A 20330-nucleotide genomic window follows, 5' to 3' on the forward strand; every position below is an offset into this window, starting at 1 on the left:
GGAATGGATCAGTCGCTCACCGGTCACCTGCTCTGGTTGATTCCGACCCTGCCCGCGGCGGGCGCCGCCCTGGTGTTGATCGCCGGTCGTCGTACACGGGCGTGGGCGCATCTGCTGACGACGACTCTCGTGTCGGTGTCGGCGGTGCTCGCGATCGTCATGTGGATCGCGATGATCGGTCGAGACGGCCCGAACAAGGCTGCGTCGAGCGACCTGTACTCGTGGGTGCCGGTCGGCGAGCTCCGAGTCGATTTCGGGATGAGTCTCGACCAATTGTCGATGTGCTTCGTACTGCTGATCACCGTCGTCGGGTCGCTGATCCACGTCTATTCGATCGGCTACATGCGGGAAGACCCAGAACGCTACCGCTTCTTCGCCTACTTGAATCTGTTTGTGGCGGCGATGCTGGTGCTGGTGTTGTCGAACAACTATCTCGGCGTGTATCTCGGGTGGGAGGGTGTCGGTGTCGCGTCGTACCTGTTGATCGGTTTCTGGCAGTACAAGCCGTCGGCTGCGACCGCGGCGAAGAAGGCGTTCGTGATGAACCGGGTCGGCGACATGGGTCTGGCGATCGCGATGATGCTGATGTTCTCGACGTTCGGTTCGGTGAACTTCGACGAGGTGTTCGCGCAGGCGTCGTCGGCGAGCGAGGCGACGGTCACCGGTATCGGCTTCATGCTGTTGTTGGCGGCGTGCGGTAAGTCGGCGCAAGTGCCGTTGCAGGCGTGGCTGGGTGACGCGATGGAGGGCCCGACCCCGGTGTCCGCACTCATCCATGCGGCGACGATGGTCACCGCAGGCGTCTACCTGATCACCAGGTCCGGACCCCTGTTCGATCTCGCGCCGAACGCGCAGACCGCTGTGGTCGTGGTCGGCGCGGTGACATTGCTGTTCGGTGCGATCGTCGGCTGCGCGAAGGACGACATCAAGAAGGCGCTCGCGGCATCGACGATGAGTCAGATCGGCTACATGGTGTTGGCGGCGGGACTCGGGCCGGCCGGCTACGCGTTCGCGATCATGCACCTGCTGACGCACGGGTTCTTCAAGGCCGGACTGTTCCTCGGCGCTGGTTCGATCATGCATGCGATGGACGACGAGACCGACATGCGGCGGTTCGGCGGGCTGTGGCGGGTCATGCCGATCACTTTCGTTACGTTCGGTCTCGGGTATCTCGCGATCATCGGGATCCCGCCGTTCTCCGGCTTCTTCTCCAAGGACGGGATCATCGAGGCGGCACTCGCCGAGGGCGGCGCCCGTGGGGTCGTGCTCGGCGGCGCGACGATCATCGGCGCGTCGGTCACCGCGTTCTACATGACGCGCGTGGTGGTGATGACGTTCTTCGGACCTCGACGGTGGCGAACCGATATCGACGGCGGGCAGCCGCACCCGCACGAGTCGAGCAGTTCGATGACCGTGCCGATGATCATGTTGGCGGTCGGATCGGTCGCGGCCGGCGGTCTCCTGGCGATCGGCGGGACGTTGAAGGACTGGCTCGCACCGGTCGTCGGCGAGGTGCCCGAACACGAGGCCGGCATGCCGCCGTGGGCGGTCACGGTGATTGTGCTGGTGTGCGTCGTCGCAGGCGCGGCGGTCGCGTGGGCGAAGTACGGTCGGGCACCCATCCCGGAGTCGGCGCCCGACGACGTGTCCGCGCTGACGCGGGCGGCACGCGCGGACCTGTACGGCGACGCGTTTAACGAGAAGGTAATCGCCGGTCCGGGCGCTGCCGCGACGTCCGCCCTGGTCATCGTCGAAGATCACGGTCTCGGCGCTGTCCCGTCCGGTATCGGCGCCGCGGTGACCGAGGCGTCGGAGGTGACCAGACGGGCGCAGAACGGGTTCGTGCGGTCGTATGCGATGTCGATGCTGGCGGGGACCGTGGTGATCGCCGCTCTCACATTGGTGGTGAACGTCCTGTGACGATGCCCTGGCTCACCGTGTTGTGGCTCCTGCCCGCCGTAGCATCGGCGGTCGTCATGTTTCTGCCTGCCGACCGCGCGGTACAGGCGAAGACGACGGGTGTCGGCGCGTCGTTGATCGTGTTGGTGTGGGCGGTGATCGTCGCGTTCCGTTTCGACTCGGGCGGTGACCGCTTCCAGTTGGTCGAGGACGTGAGTTGGATTCCGGAGTTCGGCGCGCGCTATTCGCTCGCCCTCGACGGCCTGGGTCTCTCGTTGATCCTGTTGACGGTGGCACTCACTCCGCTCCTGTTGATCGCCGGGTGGCGTGACGCCGATCGGGTCGACGGCGTGAAGCGCGGAAAGTCCGTCCACATCTATGTCGCGCTACTCCTGGCGGTCGAGGCGATGGTGTTGATGAGTTTCGTCGCAACGGATGTGCTGCTGTTCTACATTTTCTTCGAGGCAATGCTCGTCCCGATGTATTTCTTGATCGGCGGTTTCGGTCCGAACGGTCCGGGTGTGCGTCCCGCCCGTTCACGCGCTGCGGTCACGTTCCTGCTCTACAACCTGCTCGGCGGCCTTGTGATGTTGGCCGCGGTGATCGGATTGTTCGTAGTGGCAGGCGATTTCGACTTCATCGCGATCTCGCAGGGGATCGCCGACGGCTCGCTCGACATGTCGGCGACGACGCAGAATCTGCTGTTCGGCGGGTTCGTGTTCGCGTTCGCGGTGAAGGCGCCGTTGTGGCCGTTGCACACGTGGCTGCCGAACGCCGCGGTGTCGACGACGCCGGCCGCCGCCGTGATGATGATGGCGGTGATGGACAAGGTCGGCACCTTCGCGATGCTGCGGTTCTGTGTCGGCCTGTTCCCGGACGCGTCGTCGACGTTCGCGCCGCTGTTGTGCACACTCGCCGTGATCAGCATCGTCTATGGCGCGGTGATGGCGATCGGGCAGCGCGACGTGATGCGGTTGATCGCGTACACGTCGATCTCGCATTTCGGGTTCATCGTCCTGGGCGTCTTCGCGTTGACGGCACAGGGCCAGAGCGGGTCGGCGCTTTACATGGTGAACCACGGGGTGTCGACGGCGGCACTGTTCCTGATCGCCGGATTCCTCGTCAGCAGACGCGGCAGTTCCTTGATCGCCGACTACGGGGGTGTGCAGAAGATCGCGCCCGTCCTTGCCGGGACGTTCCTTGTCGCCGGGCTCGCCACGTTGTCGCTACCGGGTCTCGGACCGTTCGTCAGCGAGTTCCTGGTACTGATCGGAGCGTTCACGCGCTACCCGGTCGCCGGGATCATCGCGTCGGTCGCGCTCGTCCTGTCGGCGGTCTACATCTTGTGGACCTACCAACGGATGATGGGTGGCCCGGTACGGGAATCGGCGTCGCCGATCACCGATCTGGGAGTCCGGGAGAAGGTGGTCGTGGTGCCGTTGATCGTCGCGCTCGTCGTGCTCGGCTTCTATCCGCGGTTGATCCTGGACTTCGTGAATCCGACCGTCGACGTCAGTGTCTCGACCGTGCACGGAGGTGACCGATGATTGCAGCCGTCGACGTCGTCGCGCTCAATACCCCGAGCATCGACTATTATCGGCTCTCCCCGATGCTCATCGTGTTCGGTGTCGCCGTGGTCAGCGTCCTGGTGGAGGCGTTCGTGTCGTCGCGTGCCCGCTACCGGGCGCAGTTGGCGCTCACGTGCGTGGGACTCGTCGCGGCAATGGTCGCGCTCGGTTTCGTCGCCGCCACCGCGTCCGGTGATTCGGCTGCCGCCCGCTCGGTGATGAGCGGAGCGGTCCTGATCGACGGCCCGGGTCTGTTCGTGCAGGCGGTGGTGCTGGTCGTGGCGCTCGGTGCGGTCGCGTTCATGGGCGAACGACGGCTCGACCAGGTGTGGGCGTCGGTGGAGGTGCGTACCGCCGCGGGCGAACGAATCGCGGTCGGCGGCGGCCCGGACGAGGTGCCCGGCGCCGACGATGCCGATTTGGCGGCCGATGCGTTCACCCCGTCGGGTGCGACGGTGCCCGGTTCGGCTGACGAACTCGCCGCGGGCCGCGCAGGATTCTTGACGACTGAGGTGTATCCGCTGACGTTGTTCGCGGTCGGCGGCATGATGCTGTTCGGGTCGTGCGGAGATCTACTGACCATGTTCATCGCGCTGGAAGTCTTGTCCCTGCCGTTGTACGTGCTGTGCGGGTTGGCGCGGCGCCGGCGGTTGTTGTCTCAGGAGGCGTCGCTCAAATACTTCCTGTTGGGGGCGTTCTCGTCGGCGATCTTCTTGTTCGGCGCGGCGTTCGCCTACGGCGCGAGCGGTTCCCTCGCGCTGCGCGACATCGGCGCCACCCTGTTCGCTGATGACGAACGAACGTTCGGCGTCATCGCGTTGTGCCTGATCGCCGTCGGTCTGTTGTTCAAGGTCGGCGCGGTCCCGTTCGGCTCGTGGGTGCCTGACGTCTACCAGGGTGCGCCGACACCGGTCACGTCGTTGATGGCATCAGCGACGAAGGCTGCGGCGTTCGGTGCCCTGCTCCGAGTCCTGCACGTCGGATTCCCCGATCTCGCGGATGTGGCGCGTCCGGCGTTGTGGACGGTGACTATCGCGACGATGGTGATCGCGACGGTCATGGCGGTGACGCAAAACGATCTGAAGCGAATGCTCGCCTATTCGTCGGTCAGCCATGTGGGGTTCGCCCTGGTCGGCGCGGTCACGATCACCTCGGACGCGGTCGGCGCGACACTGTTCTACGTCGCTGTGTACGCGGTGTCGGCGTTCGGCGGGTTCGCTCTGCTCGCGGTGGTGCGGGACGCGGCGGGCCGGGAGGAGTCGGACTTGTCGGCGTGGGCCGGGCTCGGCCGACAGCATCCGCTGGTGGGCGCGATGATGTCGCTGTTGCTGCTGTCGTTCGCGGGTATCCCGTTGACCGGCGGTTTCATCGCCAAGTTCGCGGTGTTCTCCGCAGCGGGCGATGCGGGTTCGTGGCCGTTGGTGATCGTCGGCGTCCTGTGCAGCGCGATCGCCGCCTACTTCTACGTCCGCGTGATCGTCACAATGTTCTTCGCCGACCCGCCCGACGACGCCCCGATAGTGCTGACCCCGAGCCCGCTGACGACCGTCCCGATCGCGATCAGCGCCGGTCTGACGCTGTTGTTGGGCGTCTTCCCCCAATGGCTCCTCGACCTCACCGCCGACTCCACTCACTTCCTCGGCTGAGTTTCCCCGCCGCACCTCGCCCGCGTGGTCGCTGCGCCGCATTTGTTGGCGCGACGATCAGGTGACCGCTTCCCACGCTGCGAGTAGCGGAAGGTTCCGCGCGGTGGTCGAGTCCGGTTCGACGGTGTAGACAATCAGGCGCTGCTCCGGGTCGTGGGGCTTCCCGATCGACTCGATCCCGAACTCCAGCGGCCCGGCGACTGGGTGCGCGATCCGTTTCCCCACCGACGTGCGGTCAGTGACGCCGTGGTCATCCCACCAGCGCGCCACGTCAGGATCGGCGGAACGGACCTCGGCGACCAGCGCGGCGAGGCGACGGTCGCCGGGATGTCGGCCGAGCTCGTATCGCATCGCGCCGACAGCCGCGGCAGCGAAGTCAGCCCAATTCACGATGCGTTCGCGGGCGAGCGCATCGAGGAAAAGCCAACTCAGAAACGACGATCCGGGCTCCATCGGGGCCCCGAGGACAGCGGCGAGGAGCGCATTGCGGGCCAAGACCACGCCACGGCGGCCGAGTAGCAGTACCGGCACTTCGAGGCTGTCCATCACGCGCAGCAGGCCGGGGTCTGCCTGCTGCGGCGCACTGTCGTCGCGAACGGCACGTCTGACCGGGGCGGCGAGGTCACGGAAGTGCTCACGCTCGATGCCGTCGAGGCCGAGGGCACGCGACAGCGCGTCCACGACGTCCTCGCTGATCGTAGGCTGTCGCCCCTGCTCGATGCGGCTGTAGTGGTCTGGGCTGAGTCCCGCGAGCACGGCCAACTCCTCCCGGCGTAGTCCGGGAACCCGTCGCGGTCCGGGAAACGGCTGGATCCCAGCCTGCGCAGGGGTCAGTCGGTCCCGTCTCGAACGCAAGAACGCTCCAAGGGCGGCACGATCTGCTGGCACGCTCCCCAGCATAACGACCGTCTCCGATGTCGTCCTGGCCATTCAGTGAGCCTTCCTGGTCGTATCGTGACCAGGCAGCGCTCGCACTGGTCCCCTGTCCGGATCCGGTATTGGCTGGCCACATGACCCAGACACTCACCGGCCGCACGGCACTCGTCACCGGATCCACCAGCGGCATCGGCGCCGCCACCGCCCACCGTCTCGCCGCCGAAGGCGCGCGGGTCGTCGTCACCGGCCGCGACACCGCGCGCGGCGACGCCGTAGTGACGAGGATCCGCGACAGGGGCGGCGACGCCCTGTTCATCGCTTCGGATCTCACCGCCGCCCCGGACACGCTGCGCGACTTCGCCAGGGACGCCACGGACGCCGCAGAAGGCACTATCGACCTGCTGGTCCACAACGCTGCGGTGTGCCCCGCAGTGAACACGCTCGCCCTGACCGATGCCGACTTAGAGGAGACGCTGTCGGTCAACATCCGTGCCCCGCACGTCCTCACCGCCGCACTGGCGCCCATGATGACCGCGCAACGTCGGGGCGTGATCATCGTGGTGGGCTCGTGGATGGCGGAGGTCGGTCACGCGTACGTTGGCCTCTACTCCGCGTCGAAGGCAGCGCAAGCGCAGCTCGCTCGCAGTTGGGCTGCAGAGTTCGGGCAGCACGGAGTGCGCGTCAACACCGTCGCGCCAGGCGCCACGCGCACCCCGATCAACGACGACTCCGACGACGTCGTTCGCCGTATTACCCAGAACCTGCCCGCTGGCCGGCCGGGCACCCCCGACGACATCGCGTCCGCGGTCGCGTGGCTGGCCTCAGACCAGGCGGCGTACGTGCATGGCGCAACGATCGCGGTCGACGGAGGTATCACCGCCACCCGCGCGGACTGACAACCGCGACACTAACCTGATCCGGCCACTCCGGTAACGCCTAGGCTCACTGCCCCAGTTCGGCGACGGTGGCACGGGAGAGGCCCTTGTGGTCGTAGTACCAGTTGACGCCGAGCCCGAGCGCCACGCCGATGGCGAGGCCGACGACGGTCATGATCAGGCCGTGGGTGAGGCCCGCGCTGCCGCGGGCATCGAAGTAGAGGATCGCGCGGATCGCTTCGTACACCTGGTGCAGCGGCTCGAACGACGCCAGCCAAGCGAAGAACCCTGGCGCCGCTTGGATGGGCGTCGTCGCTCCGGCGGACGGCAGGCCAAGGAAGATGAACAAGAACATGTTGATCAGGAGGCCGATGGTGCCGAAGGCCGAGATCACTGCCATCGCCGTGATGCCGACGGCCGACGCCGCGAGTGCGCTGTAGGCCCACAGTGCCCAACCATGGTCGATCGGCATGTCGAGAGCCGCGGCTATCCCGACGTACACACCCGACACGACGAGGCTCGCGACGACCATGATCGACCATTTGATGAGTAGCACCGACGTTCTGGTGAGGTCGAGTGACTTACGCACGATGACCCGCGGGCCGATCTCCGACGCGGTGTAGCCGAGGCTCGAGTCGACGAGCGAGTTGATCAGCATCGCACCGGTGAATCCTGCGAGGAGGACGAGGAGCGCGAAGTAGAAGGCCGACAGTCCCATTCCGGTTCCGGACGGCAGCGCTTCGAAGTTCGTCGACACGATGTCGATCGGCGCCGCGAGGATGGTCGCGGCAGCGCCGCTGATGGTGGGCGGCGGGGTCATCGCGGAAACCTGTTTGGTGACTGCTGCCGTCAACTGGTCGCCGATCTGTTTGTTCATCTCAGCGAGCGCTTCTTTGCTCAATGCGGTAACGAGTGAGCTGCCCATCGTGCCAGACCTTGGATTCGCGTAGACGATGATCTGTGGGCGTTCGACCGGTGCGGGGGTCACTGCCCCTTCGGCGAGCGCCATTGTCTTAGCGGTGAAGTCGGCTGGCACGCGGATGGTGCCGTACGTGTCGCCGTCGCGCATCTTTTCCTGCGCATCCGCCCAGCTGAGGCGCTCCAGCGATACCTTGTCAGGGTCTACCTGCTTCTCGATGGTCGCTTGCATCGTGTCGCCGAGGTTCTGGTGTCCGGTCGGACCGGTAGCGCCTTGATCTTCGTTGACGACGGCGATCGGGAACGAACTCAGATTCTTAACGGGGTCGAGGATGCTGCTCAGGTACAGTCCTGCCATCGCGCCCATCGCGATCACCACAGCGATCACCGGCGCGAGCCACAGTTTCCAGGACCGCAGCGCGGCGCGGCGTTCGTCGTGCTCGGAGGATTCGGCGGGAGCTGCCTGATCGGCATCGGCGTCAGTCATGGTGTGAATCGTAGTTGGGGTTGGCCGACGTTCGTCCCAAGTCTGTACCGAACTGTCGAGGGGACGTCGTACCTCACTCGCGTCGCCAGAGTCGTCGACTGGGCCGACGCACGCTCACGGTGCTCAACTTGAACGCGAAAAGTTGTGATTCTTTGACGACCGAATCAAATCTCAAAATCTAAGGGGGCGGAAGCCCTTGGGTTCCTTGGCTTTTCGGTCGGATTTGCGGAATGTGAATCCGCGACCACTGACCCCTGCACAGGTTCGTCGCCAGCTCGGGTCAGCAGGTCGGCGGCGCCGACGAGACTCAGATCGTGTAGCGCCAACCGCGCAGCTGTGCTCGGTCGCTAGTCGATCGTCATCTCCCCGGCGATCCCGGATATCTCGCGTGCCAGCGCGTGATCCTTGTCGGTGACGGCGTTCTCGGCGTCGTGGGTGATGAGGGTCAGCCGGACCTCGGGATACCGGAAGTCGATGTCCGGGTGGTGGTTAGCGGCTTCCGCCGCGGCGACGACGCGGGTCACGAAGTCGAGGCCGCGAACCATCGAGCCGGTTGCGAAAGTGGCGATGAGGCCGTCGGAAGTCTCACGCCACCGTATCTCGGTTACAGATTCTGATGTGTCCATACTTCGACCCTGCCACCGCAAACGTGTGAGCGACACCCCCTGACCGGGTCGAACGCAATGACAGATTAGTCGCACCCTTCGTTCGGCTCCAGCACGCGCCACCGCAACCTCGCTCCCCCGTCGCCCACGCCCCCACCTCCGTCGGGCGCGTTCTTTCAGACGCAGATCGGCCGGCAGCGGCCGCCGTTCCCTCCGCAGGGCTGAGTGACGGCGACTACTGTTGCGGAGGCAACCGGCCGATGCATCCGGTGTCGAATCGTTCGTCCGATGGACAGGAGCTGCAGATCAATCATCAGACGAGTCCGGCCATTGTGTGGTTTCGCCGCGACCTGCGTGTGCACGATCTGCCGACCTTGACGGCTGCGGCAGCCGACGCCGACAGCGTGGCAGCTGTGTTCGTGCTGGACAGCCGCGTCGCGCGACCCGGCCCCCGCACCGACTTCTTCCTCGCGTGTCTGGCCGAGCATGATCGTGCGCTCGGAAAGCGGCTAATCGTCGTCGACGGCGACCCGGCCGTCGTGCTGCCGTCACTCGTCGATCGGCTCGGCGCAGGCTCGGTACACATCTCCGCCGACTTCTCCCCATACGGCGCACGCCGCGACGATCGTGTCGCGACAGCTCTGGGGCAGACACCATTGGTTCGTACGGGCTCGCCGTACGCCGTCGCTCCCGGTCGGGTACGCAAGTCGGACGGCAGCGAGTATCGCGTGTTCGGCCCGTTCCAGCGAGCCTGGCATGAGCACGGCTGGCATGCACCCGCACCCACCGACGCCAACACGGTGACCTGGCTCGACCCGTCGGAGGTCGGCGATCGCATCCGGCTGCCCACGCCGACCGCAGAGCCTCTCGCATTGCCGGGCGAGAATGCGGCGCTCGTCCGGTGGCGCGCGATCATGGCGCAGTCACTCGACGAGTACGACACCGACCGCGATCGACCGGACCTCGATCGCACCAGCCGACTGTCCGCGTATCTGAAGGTCGGCTGTCTCCATCCGCGAACCCTGTTACGCGATCTGCGGGGCAGGTCGGACGTCGGCGCATCCACGTTTCGCAGCGAACTGTGCTGGCGAGACTTCTACGCCGACGTCATGTACCACCGACCCGACACGGCGTACCAGGACTTCGACGAGCGGTTCGCGCGTCTGCCCCACGATTCGGGCCCAGAAGCTCAGGCCGCGTTCCGCGCGTGGTGCGACGGGCGCACCGGCTACCCGATCGTCGACGCAGGCATGCGTCAACTCGCCGCCGAAGGGTGGATGCACAACCGGGTGCGGATGATCGTCGCGTCGTTCCTCACGAAGGATCTACATCTGCCGTGGCAGTGGGGCGCTCGCCACTTCATGGACCACCTGATCGACGGCGACCTCGCGTCCAATCAGCACGGGTGGCAGTGGGTGGCCGGATCGGGCACCGACGCCGCACCGTACTTCCGGGTGTTCAACCCGGCTCTCCAAGGCGAGAAGTTCGACCCAGACGGCGACTATGTGCGCCGGTGGGTCCCCGAACTGAGGGGCGTCTCCGGTCGAGGAGTCCACCGCCTTCGGAACGGGAGACCCGACGACTATCCCGCTCCCATCGTCGACCACGCGACCGAACGTCTCGATGCACTCGACCGGTACGCCGAGATCAAGAACTGACTGTCAGACGGTGCAGAACGGGACGGATGCGGCGTCGTCGCCCTTACTCTTCGCGCGCGCCGATCAGTGCTTCCGAAATGACGTCCGTCGCCTTTTTCAATGCGGGTACGGCGCGGCCGATCAGGTCCTTGTTCACGCGCGCCGACGGCCCGGATATGCCGATCGCCATCGGGGTCGGGGCACCCGGTACCGCCATCGCGACGCACCGAACACCGACCTCGAGTTCCTGATCGTCGACAGCGTAACCGTCGGCGCGAACACGCTCGACGTTCGCGAAGACTGCCGACAGCGTCGACGCGCTGTACTCGGTCGGCGCGGGCAGACCAGACTGGGTGACGAGCTTGAGGATCCGCGCGTCGTCCAATTCGGCGAGCACGGCCTTCCCAACACCGGACGTGTGCAGACCGACGCGACGGCCGATCTCGTTGTTCGTGCGCATCGTGTGCAGCGACGGGACCTGCCCGGTGTAGATCACCATGTCGCCGTCGAGCACGGCAAGGCTCGCAGTCTCCGACAGTTCGTCGACCAGCGACTGCAACACTGGGCCCGCAACGGCGCCCAACTGCCGGTTGGCCACCTCACCGAGACGGATCAGCCGCGGCCCCAACGCGTAGCGCCGATTCGACAACTGTCGGACGTATCCGATGCCGACCAAGGTGCGCAGGAGCCGGTGGATCGTCGGAGGCGGCAGGGGCGACTCGGCCGACAACTCGGTCAGCGAACACTCTCCCCCTGCGCGTCCGATGAGTTCCATCAGTTCGAAGGCGCGCTCCACCGACTGCACGCCGCCCGACGGTTTGTCCGCCATACGATCCACTCCCGCCCGTTATGATTCCATTCCATTCAACAGGTCCAGGAATCTTTCCGCAATACGGAAGTCCAGAGGCCGACGCGTGAACCCTTTTCTGTACTTTCACACGCCTTCGTACTAAACTCCACGATGCGGAATTACTGTTCCGTGGAATCTTCCCGCGACGGTGAGGAGCCACCTGTGACACGACACCTCGACGATTCGGTACTCGCCGACATCGACCGCCGATTGATGTCCGCCGACGCGACCTTGGCGACCGACTATCCCGGCGACGACGGGCGGCGCCAGCCCGTCCACACCGTCTACGTCAGTGGCGACCGGTACGCCGCGACGACGCCCGCCGACTGGGGTTCGCAGGCACTCGAGGCCGCGCGCGCCGCGGGTGGCCTCGACGAAGTCGCCTCGCTCGTCGGCGCGACATCCGGAACCGACTGCGCCGCGGACACACTCGCCGCGCTGGTCTCCGCGAAGCTGAGCTCCGAGCCGATCGAGGACCTCCGCATCGACTTCGAAGACGGCTACGGGACGTTCCGCGACGCGACCGAAGACGACGACGTCGAGAAGGCGATCGCCGCACTGCGCACCGCGATTGACGCGGGCACGTCGACGCCGTTCGTCGGCACGCGTTTCAAATGCTTCGAGGCCAGCACTCGCGCACGCGGGATCCGCACCCTCGACATGTTCGTCAGTGGCCTGGTCGAATCCGGCGGACTCCCCGACGGACTTACCCTCACGCTGCCCAAGGTCACTTCCGTCGACCAGGTTCAAGCGATGGTCACCATCGCCGAAGCCCTCGAAGCCGCGAATGGTCTGCCGCCGGGCCGAATCCGCTTCGAAGTCCAGGTCGAGACACCACAGGCGATCCTCGACACGGACGGCCGCGCCCCCGTCGCCCAGTTCATCCACGCAGGACACGGCCGGGTCAGTTCCCTGCACTACGGCACGTACGACTATTCGGCTTCCCTCGGTATCGCCGCCGCCCACCAGTCGATGGAGCATCCGGCCGCCGACCACGCGAAGAACGTCATGCAGCTCGCGGTGGCCGGGACCGGCGTCCACCTGTCCGACGGATCGACCAACATTCTGCCGATCGGCGACCGCGACAATGTCGCTGCGGCCTGGCGGCTGCATGCACGTCTCGTCCGACGGCATCTCGAGCGTGGCATCTACCAGGGGTGGGATATGCACCCCGCCCAACTGGTGACCCGCTACCTCGCGACCTACGCGTTCTACCGCGGCGCCTTCGCGCCCGCCGCGGCACGCCTGCGCAACTACGTCCACAAGCTCGATTCCACCGTGATGGACGAGCCCGCCACCGCCCGCGCACTCGCCAACGTGATCCGCCGAGGCAACATCTGCGGTGCCCTCACCGTCGACGAGATCGAAACAGCCATCGATCTGCCCATGACAACCGCGCGCGACATCGCGCTCGGCCGCACTACCAGGAGTGACCAGTGACCACAGCCTCGTATTACACGCCCCGAGGCGGGCTGCCCCCGCAGACCGATCTGCTGACCGATCGCGCGATCGTCACCGAGGCCTACACGGTGATCCCGCGCGGCGTGCTCTCCGACATCGTCACGTCCGTGCTCCCCGAGTGGACCGACACGCGCACGTGGATCATCAATCGTCCCGTCGCCGGCGGTGCGACCACCTATTTCCAGGCGATCGTCGAGGTCAAGCCCGGCGGCGGAGCACAACGCCCCGAACCGCAACCCGAAGTCGAGGGCTTCCTGTTCGTCACCTCCGGTGCGCTCACCGTCGACGCTGCAGAGCAGTCACAGACGTTGACCGAAGGCGGGTTCGCCTACCTCCCGGCCGGGACCGATTGGTCGGCCCGCAACGACGGCGATGCCGATGCCACGTTCGTGTGGATCCGCAAACGCTACGAGTCGATCGCCGGGCATGCGCCGTCGATCAAGTTCGGCAACGAGCGGGACATCGAACCGTCGTCGATGCCGGGCACCGACGGCAAGTGGCGCACCACGCGCATGCTCGACCCGCAGGATCTCGCATACGACATGCACGTCAACGTCGTCACGTTCGAACCCGGCGCGACCATTCCGTTCGCCGAGACCCACGTGATGGAGCACGGTCTGCTGATGCTCGAAGGCAAGGCCGTGTACCACCTCAACGGCGACTGGGTCGAAGTCCAGGAAGGCGACTTCCTCTCGCTGCGCGCCTTCTGCCCGCAGGCCTGCTACGCCGGCGGCCCGTCCAACTTCCGCTACCTTCTGTACAAGGACGTCAACCGCCAGATCATGCTCTGACCACGTATCGACGGCCAGCCGACACGACGGAACCGGGCGCCTGGGAGGCGACGCCCGGTTCCGTCCGGCCATGCGGAAGTCGGCTACAGCTGAAACGGCCAGCCGATGACCTTCTTCTCACGTGGAGTCGCATACGTGCGCACCTTGGACGTCGACAGCCCCATTCGGACGAGGCCTTCGGCAATGGTGACGGCCGCGCGGACGCCGTCGACAATAGGGACACCGGTCGCGGCCGTCACCTTCTCCTCGAGTTCAGCCATGCCGCCGCAGCCCAGGCAGATCACTTCGGCGTGGTCGTCCTCGACAGCTGCGCGCGACTGCGCGACGATCGCTTCGACTGCCCGATCTGGTTCAGACTCCAATTCCAGCACCCCGAGCCCCGACGCCCGGACTGATGCGCATCGCGCGTCGAGCCCCGCCAGTTTGAGACGGTCTTCGATGAGCGGAACAGTGCGATCGAGCGTGGTGACGACCGAATATTTGTGACCGAGGTACATTGCCGTCGACGCCGCAGCCTCGGTGATGTCAACCACCGGGACGTCGAGCAGTTCCTGAAGCCCCTCCCTGCCGTGCTCGCCGTACCCGGCTTGGATCACCGCGTCGAACGGCTCCGAATACGACGTGATCGCGTCCATCACCGCGATCGCCGCGAGGTAGCTCTCGAAGTTTCCCTCGCACGAATCGGCGCCGAATCGCGGCGTGATGCCGACGATCTCGGTTCCCGGCGACGCGACGCCGCGCGCCGACTCGGCGATCGCATCCGTCATTGACGCGGTGGTGTTCACATTGGCGACGAGGATTCGCATGTGAGGTCCTTCTGGTAGATGGGGTGGTCTCGACTCCGCGACCGATATTTGACGCTAGTGGGCACTCGCGACGGCGATCGCCTCGCCGGACACATCGTTGAACGATCCCTTGCGGTCGGCGATGACGAGGTACACGATCGCACCGAGACCTGCGCCGATGAACCACGAGAAGTCGGCGACCACGTCGAGGGCGGGCACGAATGCCATGAGGAGTGCGACTGTGGCGGTGATAAGGAGGGCCACGATCGCGCGCGGATTCACGCCCTGCAGATACGCGTACTCACCGTTTTCGTCGGTCGTGAACAGCGCGGGAACGTTAATCTTGGCGCGTCGCACCAGCCAGTAGTCGGCCATCACGATCCCGAACAGCGGGCCGAGGACGGCACCGAGTCCGCCGAGGAAGTATTCGATGACCGCCGGCGAGTTGTAGAGGTTCCACGGCAAGATCACCAGGCCGATGACGGCCGAGACGAGCGCGGCGCGACGGAAGTCAAGATGCTTCGGGAGGAGATTGTTGAGGGCGTAGATCGGAGCCACAAAGTTCGCCATCATGTTGACAGCGACAGTCAGGATCAACAGTGCCAGGCAGGCAAGCACCAGCAGCAGCGTGTTGGGCACGGTCCGGACGATGTCGGAGGGCGACTCGATCACCTGTCCGTCGATACGGAACTGCGCTCCGGCGAGCGTGATCACAATGCCGCCGAACACGAGCATGTTGAGCGGAATGCCCCAGAAGTTGCCGCGCACGATGGACCGTTTCGACGTCGCATTGCGGGTGAAGTCGCAGAAGTTGAGGACGAAGGTGCCGTAGATCGCCACCCACAGGCTCGCACCGCCGACGATCTTGAGCCACATGTCGCCACCGGTGATCGAGTCAGGAGTCGTCCAGGCGATGGTCCAGTCGGCGTTGCTGAGCATCCACACGGCTAGCGCGATCATGGTGATGAGGATGACCGGTCCGGCGAACGCCTCGTACTTGCGAATCATCTCCATGCCGTAGCTGACGATGACCACCTGGATCACCCACAGGGCAAGGAACGCGATCCAGCCGAGTGTCGACAGACCGAGGAAATCGTTGGCGTCCAACGTGTCCGCGGACGGAACGAGCGCGACGATCATGATCCGGAGGACAACCGAGGCCAAATAGGTCTGGATGCCGAACCATGCGATGGCGACGGCGCCACGGATCAGCGCGGGAACTTGCGCGCCTCGGGTGCCGAACGAGATGCGGCTCATCACCGGGAACGGAACACCCGTCTTCTCTCCCATGAAGCCGGACAAGTTCAGCAGGAGGAATAAGAAGACGCCGCCGAGAGCCAGCGCCAGCAATATCTGCCACCCGCCCAGCCCGAGGGCGAACAGCCCGATCGCGAACGAGTAGTTGCCGAGGCTGTGGACGTCGTTCGCCCACAGGGTGAAGATGTTGTACGTGCCCCAACGTCGGCCCTCGCGCTTGGTCGGCGCGAGTTCGGCGTTGTACAGCGACGGACTCACGTCGGCGGCAGGGGCGGGCGCCTCGTCGCGGCTGGGGTCGTCGATCAGCCCGGTGGACTCAGTGGTCATGGATACGCCTGTCAAGGTCGGAGCGGCGGCGCCAACGCCTCCGCTGATATTCCACCCTGCGGAAACTCTATTCCACAAGTTTGATTAGTAACGCTCATGCAGGCGCCGCCTGTCAAGCCCATGGCCCGATTGACGGTGTCTGTGCTCACAACTATGATCTTCCAGTAAGTAGAGTTTCTATTCCACGATGAGAAATTACGTTCTTGTTAAGGAGCCACCTGGATGAGCACCGACAACCCTGAGCAGTCGAATCAGCAATCCTTCGACGTGGTCGTCCGTGGTAAGCGCACGCTCACCACAGCAGGCGTTGTCCCCCGCGAGATCGGCATCCGTGACGGCCGCGTCGTTGCCATCGAACCGCTCGGCAGCGGCCTGAGTGGCGCCGAGATCGTCGAACTCACCGATGATCAAGTGATGATCCCCGGACTTGTCGACACACACGTCCACGTGAATGAGCCTGGTCGCACCGAGTGGGAGGGGTTCGACTCGGCGACTCGCGCCGCCGCCGCAGGCGGGGTGACCACCCTCATCGACATGCCGCTCAATTCGATCCCACCGACAGTGAATGTCGACGCACTCAACGCGAAGCGTGCGGCGGCAGCCGGTAAGACCCACATCGACGTCGGATTCTGGGGCGGCGCCGTCCCCGGCAACACCGATGACCTCCGCGGTCTGCACGACGAGGGCGTCTTCGGTTTCAAATGCTTCCTCCTGCATTCGGGCGTCGACGAGTTCCCCCATCTCGAAGCCGACGAGATGGAGAAGGACATGGCTGTGCTCGCCGGGTTCGATTCGCTGATGATCGTCCACGCCGAGGACTCGCGCGCCATCGATCACGCGCCGACCGCCGAAGGAAATCAGTACTCGCAGTTCCTCGCGTCACGCCCACGCGGCGCCGAGAACGTAGCGATCGCCGAGGTGATCGAGCGGGCCCGCTGGACCGGTGCCCGCGCCCACATCCTGCACCTGTCGTCGTCGGACGCACTGCCGATGATCGCGACTGCGCGACGCGACGGCGTCAAGATCACCGTCGAGACCTGCCCGCACTACCTGACGCTGCTCGCCGAAGAGATCCCGAACGGCGCGACCGCGTTCAAATGCTGCCCGCCGATCCGCGAAGCGTCGAACCGCGAGCTGCTGTGGCAAGGCCTGCTCGACGGCACCATCGACTGCATCGTCTCCGACCACTCGCCATCGACGGTCGACCTGAAGGACGTCGAGAACGGCGACTTCGGCGTCGCATGGGGCGGTGTCGCATCACTGCAACTGGGCCTGTCCCTGATCTGGACTGAGGCGAAGCGGCGCGGCATCGAGCTTCCGCAGGTCCTCGAGTGGATGTCGGCCAAACCCGCTGCACTCGCCGGCCTGACCCGCAAGGGCAAGATCGCACTCGGATGCGACGCCGACTTCGCGATCTTCGAACCCGAGGCCGCGCAGGTCGTCGACGTGCACAAGCTGCACCATAAGAACCCGATCAGCCCGTACGACGGACGCGCGCTTGCGGGCGTCGTCAGGAGTACGTGGCTGCGCGGCGAGAAGGTCGACTTCGAGAACGCACACGGCCGGATGCTTCGGCGCGGAGACGTGTAGCTTCACTCCCGTGCCTCTGCTTCTGCTGTCCCTCGGCGACGGGCCCCTCGGCCGTTTCGTCGACGATTCACTCGGGCGGCCCGCTCGAGACGTGACGATCGGCCACGTGACCGGGGCCGGTCGAGAACTTCTGGTCGACAGAGGTTTTCGAGTGGTCGACTTCGTGGCTTCGCCGGACGAGGTCGATGCGGTCTACGTCGGCGGCGGCAACACGTTCGCTATCTGGCACGAACTCATCGAATCCGGCACGGCCCAAATCCTCGACGAGCAGGTCCGCGCCGGACTCCCCTACATTGGGCTCAGCGCAGGTGCGGTGATCGCCGGGCCCAATATCGAACCCGCAGGCTTACTCGACGACCCGGCCGAAGCGCCCGGTTTGAAAACCACTGCAGGCTTCGGTTGGATCGCGGAGGTGCCGATTCCGCACGCGGGTGGAATGCTGCCCGCGTATCCGCCCGCCGTGATCGAGCGAACATTCACCGAATTCGGCGGACGGTTCAGGCTACTCGCGCTCGACGATGACCAAGCGCTGATTGTCGACGAGAACGGCGCTCGGATCGTTACGAGCCCATGACGTCATATTCCCCGCTCAGGACCGGCATCGCCTCAGCGGTCGATGGTGACGCTGAGCGGGGAACTAGCGGTCAGACTCGGTCCCAATCCCGCGCGAAGATCGCCATCCGCACGGCGTCCCGATACGCACCGCCCGCGTAGAACTCCTCGCGCAGCGTCGCTTCCACCTCGAAGCCGACCTTGGTGTAGACGTGGATCGCGCCGGCGTTCTCGACGTCGACGAGCAAATGTACCTTGTGCAGGTTCAATGTCCCGAACGCGTAGTCCAACACCAGTCGCGTCCCGGTCTGCGCATACCCGCGCCCCTGGTTGCCGGGCGCGACGATGATCTGGAACTCGCATGTCCGATGCAGCGGCGAGATGTCGACGAGTTCGACGATCCCGACGTCCGCGCCGTCGTCGCTGATGACAAAGCGCCGCGCGGTGGCGTCGCCGCGGCGACGCTCGAACTGGGCCTGCACGTCGACACGTGTCAGATACGGCTCGATGAACCAGTAACGAGCCGCCTCCGGGTCGCTGAACAGCGAATGCAGGAACTCGGCGTCCGACACTTCTTGCGCGCGCAGCGTAACCGTCATGAACTCAGGATACCGAGCTTCACCCGGCGACCGGACGCTCGCGGACCGGGCCGACCGGGGCTCCGTCCGGGCCGTACTCCGCCGTTCGGATCACGCGAGTGAACTCGGGAACCACGCGAGCGCATGAGGGGTCCACAGTCCAGGTTGCACCGCGCCCGCCGTCGGTCGCCCATATCTCAAAGGTGCCTTCGAGACACGGCTGCGGCCCTTTCGTCTGACGAATGGTGTCCCCCATATCGCTGACCGTCAGCATCGCGAACCAGGCGTCCCCACCGACGATGCTGCCGCCGGGCGAGCGCGCCAACGACACTGCGGCTTGCACCGGGTCGGATGCGACGAGTCTCGTCGACACCGGATCGAGTTGGAACTTCACGACTTCAGATCTGCGTGTCTTCGCGTCGGCCGCCGGGGCGACGGCTGTCGCGATCCCGGACACCGCGGTCGCGGCCGCCGCCGCGACTACGGCGATTCGCATGCTGGTCTTCACTTTTCAGTCCTCCCCAACTGCGGCGGCGTGCTTTGCCGCGCGGGAGCAAGCGTACGCGACATTTCACACGGAGCTCAGCGCCACCCCAGGCCGGGTGCGACGTGCTGAAGTATCCCTTCGATCACATGCGCGTTGTAGTCAACGCCCAGCTGGTTCGGCACGGTCAGGAGGAGAGTGTCCGCCGCCGCGATCGCCTCGTCTTCACGCAGTTGCTCGATGAGCTTGTCCGGTTCATCGGCGTACGACCGGCCGAACCGCGCATTGCTGCCGTCGATGTGGCCGACCTGGTCCTGATAGTCGCCGCGTCCACCGAAGTACGCGCGGTCCATGTCGTCGAGCAGCGGGAATATGCTGCGGCTCACCGAGACTCGCGGTTCGCGAGCAAATCCCTGCTTGGCCCATTCGTCGCGGAACATTTGGATCTGTTCGGCCTGCAAACGATGGAACGGCACGCCGGTGTCTTCGGTGAGGAGAGTCGATGACATTAGATTCATGCCCTGCTGCGCCGTCCACTCCGCAGTCGCGCGCGATCCGGCCCCCCACCAGATGCGATCGCGCAGCCCCTCCGAATGAGGTTCGACGCGTAGCAGGCCTGGCGGGTTCGGGAACATCGGCCGCGGATTCGGCTGCGCGAATCCCTCCCCCTCAAGGACTTTCAGAAACACTGCGGTGTGTTTGCGCGCCATGTCGGCGTCTGACTGGTCGTCGTCGGGCACATAACCGAAGTACTTGTAGCCGTCGATCACTTGCTCCGGTGATCCCCGCGAGATGCCAAGTTGCAGCCTGCCGTCCGAGATGAGGTCGGCGGCTCCTGCGTCCTCACCCATGTACATGGGGTTCTCGTAGCGCATATCGATTACGCCGGTGCCGATCTCGATGGTGCTGGTCTTCGCGCCGATCGCGGCCAGCAGTGGGAACGGCGAGCCGAGTTGTCGCGCGAAGTGGTGCACCCGGAAGTATGCGCCGTCGGCACCGAGTTCCTCGGCCGCGACCGCGAGGTCGATCGACTGGTGGAGTACGTCAGCCGCGGTGCGAGCCTGTGAACCCGGCGCATCCGACCAGTGGCCGAAGGAAAGGAATCCGATCTGCTTCATATCGACGGTAACCGTACCGTGGTCCG

At 65.5% G+C, this 20330-nt stretch carries 18 protein-coding genes; 9 read left to right on the top strand and 9 right to left on the bottom strand.

The window, feature by feature from the left end; genetic code table 11:
* Window positions 1-3 precede the first annotated feature (3 nt).
* Genes nuoL through nuoN form a run of 3 tightly spaced genes read left to right on the top strand, consistent with a single transcriptional unit; the run spans window position 4 to window position 5113 of the window.
* The gene (gene nuoL / locus MP11Mi_RS00325; RefSeq protein ID WP_420040351.1) at window positions 4-1920 is read left to right on the top strand and encodes an NADH-quinone oxidoreductase subunit L; all 1917 of its coding nucleotides are present in this window, start codon (window positions 4-6) and stop codon (window positions 1918-1920) included.
* Window positions 1917-3446, top strand: coding sequence for an NADH-quinone oxidoreductase subunit M (locus MP11Mi_RS00330; RefSeq protein ID WP_420040352.1), 1530 nt, complete (start codon window positions 1917-1919; stop codon window positions 3444-3446). Before nuoL ends, MP11Mi_RS00330 begins: the two co-directional genes overlap by 4 nt.
* The gene (nuoN, locus tag MP11Mi_RS00335) at window positions 3443-5113 is read left to right on the top strand and encodes an NADH-quinone oxidoreductase subunit NuoN (protein WP_420040353.1); all 1671 of its coding nucleotides are present in this window, start codon (window positions 3443-3445) and stop codon (window positions 5111-5113) included. The genes MP11Mi_RS00330 and nuoN overlap by 4 nt, the downstream gene beginning before the upstream one ends.
* A gap of 57 nt (window positions 5114-5170) precedes the next feature.
* Here nuoN and MP11Mi_RS00340 read toward each other — a convergent pair whose 3' ends face one another.
* Window positions 5171-6001: a helix-turn-helix transcriptional regulator gene (locus tag MP11Mi_RS00340; protein ID WP_420040354.1), complete on the bottom strand. Its 831-nt coding sequence runs from the start codon at window positions 5999-6001 to the stop codon at window positions 5171-5173.
* Window positions 6002-6123: 122 nt separating this feature from the next.
* On the opposite strand from MP11Mi_RS00340, the gene MP11Mi_RS00345 reads away from it, so the two are divergent.
* Complete coding sequence (locus tag MP11Mi_RS00345) at window positions 6124-6885, top strand: SDR family NAD(P)-dependent oxidoreductase (protein ID WP_420040355.1); 762 nt, start codon at window positions 6124-6126, stop codon at window positions 6883-6885.
* A 46-nt stretch (window positions 6886-6931) separates the two neighbouring features.
* Here the strand turns inward: MP11Mi_RS00345 and MP11Mi_RS00350 are convergent, their stop codons facing one another.
* Window positions 6932-8269, bottom strand: a complete 1338-nt coding sequence (locus tag MP11Mi_RS00350; protein ID WP_420040356.1) for a YhgE/Pip domain-containing protein — start codon at window positions 8267-8269, stop codon at window positions 6932-6934.
* A gap of 347 nt (window positions 8270-8616) precedes the next feature.
* A complete protein-coding gene (locus tag MP11Mi_RS00355) occupies window positions 8617-8895 on the bottom strand; it encodes a 4a-hydroxytetrahydrobiopterin dehydratase (protein WP_420040357.1) in 279 nt (92 codons plus the stop codon).
* A 248-nt stretch (window positions 8896-9143) separates the two neighbouring features.
* On the opposite strand from MP11Mi_RS00355, the gene MP11Mi_RS00360 reads away from it, so the two are divergent.
* Window positions 9144-10532, top strand: a complete 1389-nt coding sequence (locus MP11Mi_RS00360; RefSeq protein WP_420040358.1) for a cryptochrome/photolyase family protein — start codon at window positions 9144-9146, stop codon at window positions 10530-10532.
* A gap of 43 nt (window positions 10533-10575) precedes the next feature.
* On the opposite strand, the gene MP11Mi_RS00365 is transcribed toward MP11Mi_RS00360, so the two are convergent.
* Window positions 10576-11340 (bottom strand): IclR family transcriptional regulator, encoded by a 765-nt coding sequence (locus MP11Mi_RS00365; RefSeq protein ID WP_420040359.1) that lies wholly within the window; start codon window positions 11338-11340, stop codon window positions 10576-10578.
* Between the two features lie 183 nt (window positions 11341-11523).
* Here MP11Mi_RS00365 and MP11Mi_RS00370 point away from each other — a divergent pair, with 183 nt between their 5' ends.
* Window positions 11524-12801, top strand: a complete 1278-nt coding sequence (locus MP11Mi_RS00370) for a DUF6986 family protein (RefSeq protein WP_420040360.1) — start codon at window positions 11524-11526, stop codon at window positions 12799-12801.
* Window positions 12798-13613: a bifunctional allantoicase/(S)-ureidoglycine aminohydrolase gene (locus tag MP11Mi_RS00375; RefSeq protein WP_420040361.1), complete on the top strand. Its 816-nt coding sequence runs from the start codon at window positions 12798-12800 to the stop codon at window positions 13611-13613. The genes MP11Mi_RS00370 and MP11Mi_RS00375 overlap by 4 nt, the downstream gene beginning before the upstream one ends.
* Window positions 13614-13696: 83 nt before the next feature.
* Here MP11Mi_RS00375 and MP11Mi_RS00380 read toward each other — a convergent pair whose 3' ends face one another.
* Both MP11Mi_RS00380 and MP11Mi_RS00385 read right to left on the bottom strand, forming a co-directional pair.
* Window positions 13697-14419 (bottom strand): aspartate/glutamate racemase family protein, encoded by a 723-nt coding sequence (locus MP11Mi_RS00380; RefSeq protein ID WP_420040362.1) that lies wholly within the window; start codon window positions 14417-14419, stop codon window positions 13697-13699.
* Window positions 14420-14473: 54 nt separating this feature from the next.
* On the bottom strand, window positions 14474-15982 hold the full coding sequence (locus MP11Mi_RS00385) for an NCS1 family nucleobase:cation symporter-1 (protein ID WP_420040363.1): 1509 nt from the start codon (window positions 15980-15982) through the stop codon (window positions 14474-14476).
* A gap of 222 nt (window positions 15983-16204) precedes the next feature.
* Between MP11Mi_RS00385 and allB the strand changes: the two genes are divergently transcribed.
* Window positions 16205-17572: an allantoinase AllB gene (gene allB, locus MP11Mi_RS00390; protein WP_420040364.1), complete on the top strand. Its 1368-nt coding sequence runs from the start codon at window positions 16205-16207 to the stop codon at window positions 17570-17572.
* Between the two features lie 10 nt (window positions 17573-17582).
* Entirely contained in the window at window positions 17583-18146 is a 564-nt protein-coding gene (locus MP11Mi_RS00395; RefSeq protein ID WP_420040365.1) for a Type 1 glutamine amidotransferase-like domain-containing protein, read from the top strand.
* A 70-nt stretch (window positions 18147-18216) separates the two neighbouring features.
* Here the strand turns inward: MP11Mi_RS00395 and MP11Mi_RS00400 are convergent, their stop codons facing one another.
* The 3 genes from MP11Mi_RS00400 to MP11Mi_RS00410 all read right to left on the bottom strand — a co-directional run bounded on the left by MP11Mi_RS00400 (window position 18217) and on the right by MP11Mi_RS00410 (window position 20304).
* Window positions 18217-18723: a GNAT family N-acetyltransferase gene (locus MP11Mi_RS00400; RefSeq protein WP_420040366.1), complete on the bottom strand. Its 507-nt coding sequence runs from the start codon at window positions 18721-18723 to the stop codon at window positions 18217-18219.
* 19 nt (window positions 18724-18742) lie between these two features.
* Window positions 18743-19210: a hypothetical protein gene (locus MP11Mi_RS00405; RefSeq protein WP_420040367.1), complete on the bottom strand. Its 468-nt coding sequence runs from the start codon at window positions 19208-19210 to the stop codon at window positions 18743-18745.
* 74 nt (window positions 19211-19284) lie between these two features.
* Window positions 19285-20304, bottom strand: a complete 1020-nt coding sequence (locus tag MP11Mi_RS00410; RefSeq protein ID WP_420040368.1) for an LLM class flavin-dependent oxidoreductase — start codon at window positions 20302-20304, stop codon at window positions 19285-19287.
* Window positions 20305-20330: the final 26 nt, after the last annotated feature.

Source organism: Gordonia abscondita, assembly GCF_032711245.1.
Taxonomy (GTDB): Bacteria; Actinomycetota; Actinomycetes; order Mycobacteriales; family Mycobacteriaceae; genus Gordonia.

What these genes read in the sequence shown, in the direction of transcription:
- nuoL (WP_420040351.1), top strand. Translation starts at nt 4, where the DNA reads ATGGATCAGTCGCTCACCGGTCACCTGCTCTGGTTGATTCCGACCCTG.
- MP11Mi_RS00355 (WP_420040357.1), bottom strand. Translation starts at nt 8,895, where the DNA reads ATGGACACATCAGAATCTGTAACCGAGATACGGTGGCGTGAGACTTCC.
- MP11Mi_RS00365 (WP_420040359.1), bottom strand. Translation starts at nt 11,340, where the DNA reads ATGGCGGACAAACCGTCGGGCGGCGTGCAGTCGGTGGAGCGCGCCTTC.
- MP11Mi_RS00385 (WP_420040363.1), bottom strand. Translation starts at nt 15,982, where the DNA reads ATGACCACTGAGTCCACCGGGCTGATCGACGACCCCAGCCGCGACGAG.
- MP11Mi_RS00400 (WP_420040366.1), bottom strand. Translation starts at nt 18,723, where the DNA reads ATGACGGTTACGCTGCGCGCGCAAGAAGTGTCGGACGCCGAGTTCCTG.
- MP11Mi_RS00380 (WP_420040362.1), bottom strand. Translation starts at nt 14,419, where the DNA reads ATGCGAATCCTCGTCGCCAATGTGAACACCACCGCGTCAATGACGGAT.
- MP11Mi_RS00410 (WP_420040368.1), bottom strand. Translation starts at nt 20,304, where the DNA reads ATGAAGCAGATCGGATTCCTTTCCTTCGGCCACTGGTCGGATGCGCCG.
- allB (WP_420040364.1), top strand. Translation starts at nt 16,205, where the DNA reads ATGAGCACCGACAACCCTGAGCAGTCGAATCAGCAATCCTTCGACGTG.
- MP11Mi_RS00345 (WP_420040355.1), top strand. Translation starts at nt 6,124, where the DNA reads ATGACCCAGACACTCACCGGCCGCACGGCACTCGTCACCGGATCCACC.
- nuoN (WP_420040353.1), top strand. Translation starts at nt 3,443, where the DNA reads ATGATTGCAGCCGTCGACGTCGTCGCGCTCAATACCCCGAGCATCGAC.
- MP11Mi_RS00350 (WP_420040356.1), bottom strand. Translation starts at nt 8,269, where the DNA reads ATGACTGACGCCGATGCCGATCAGGCAGCTCCCGCCGAATCCTCCGAG.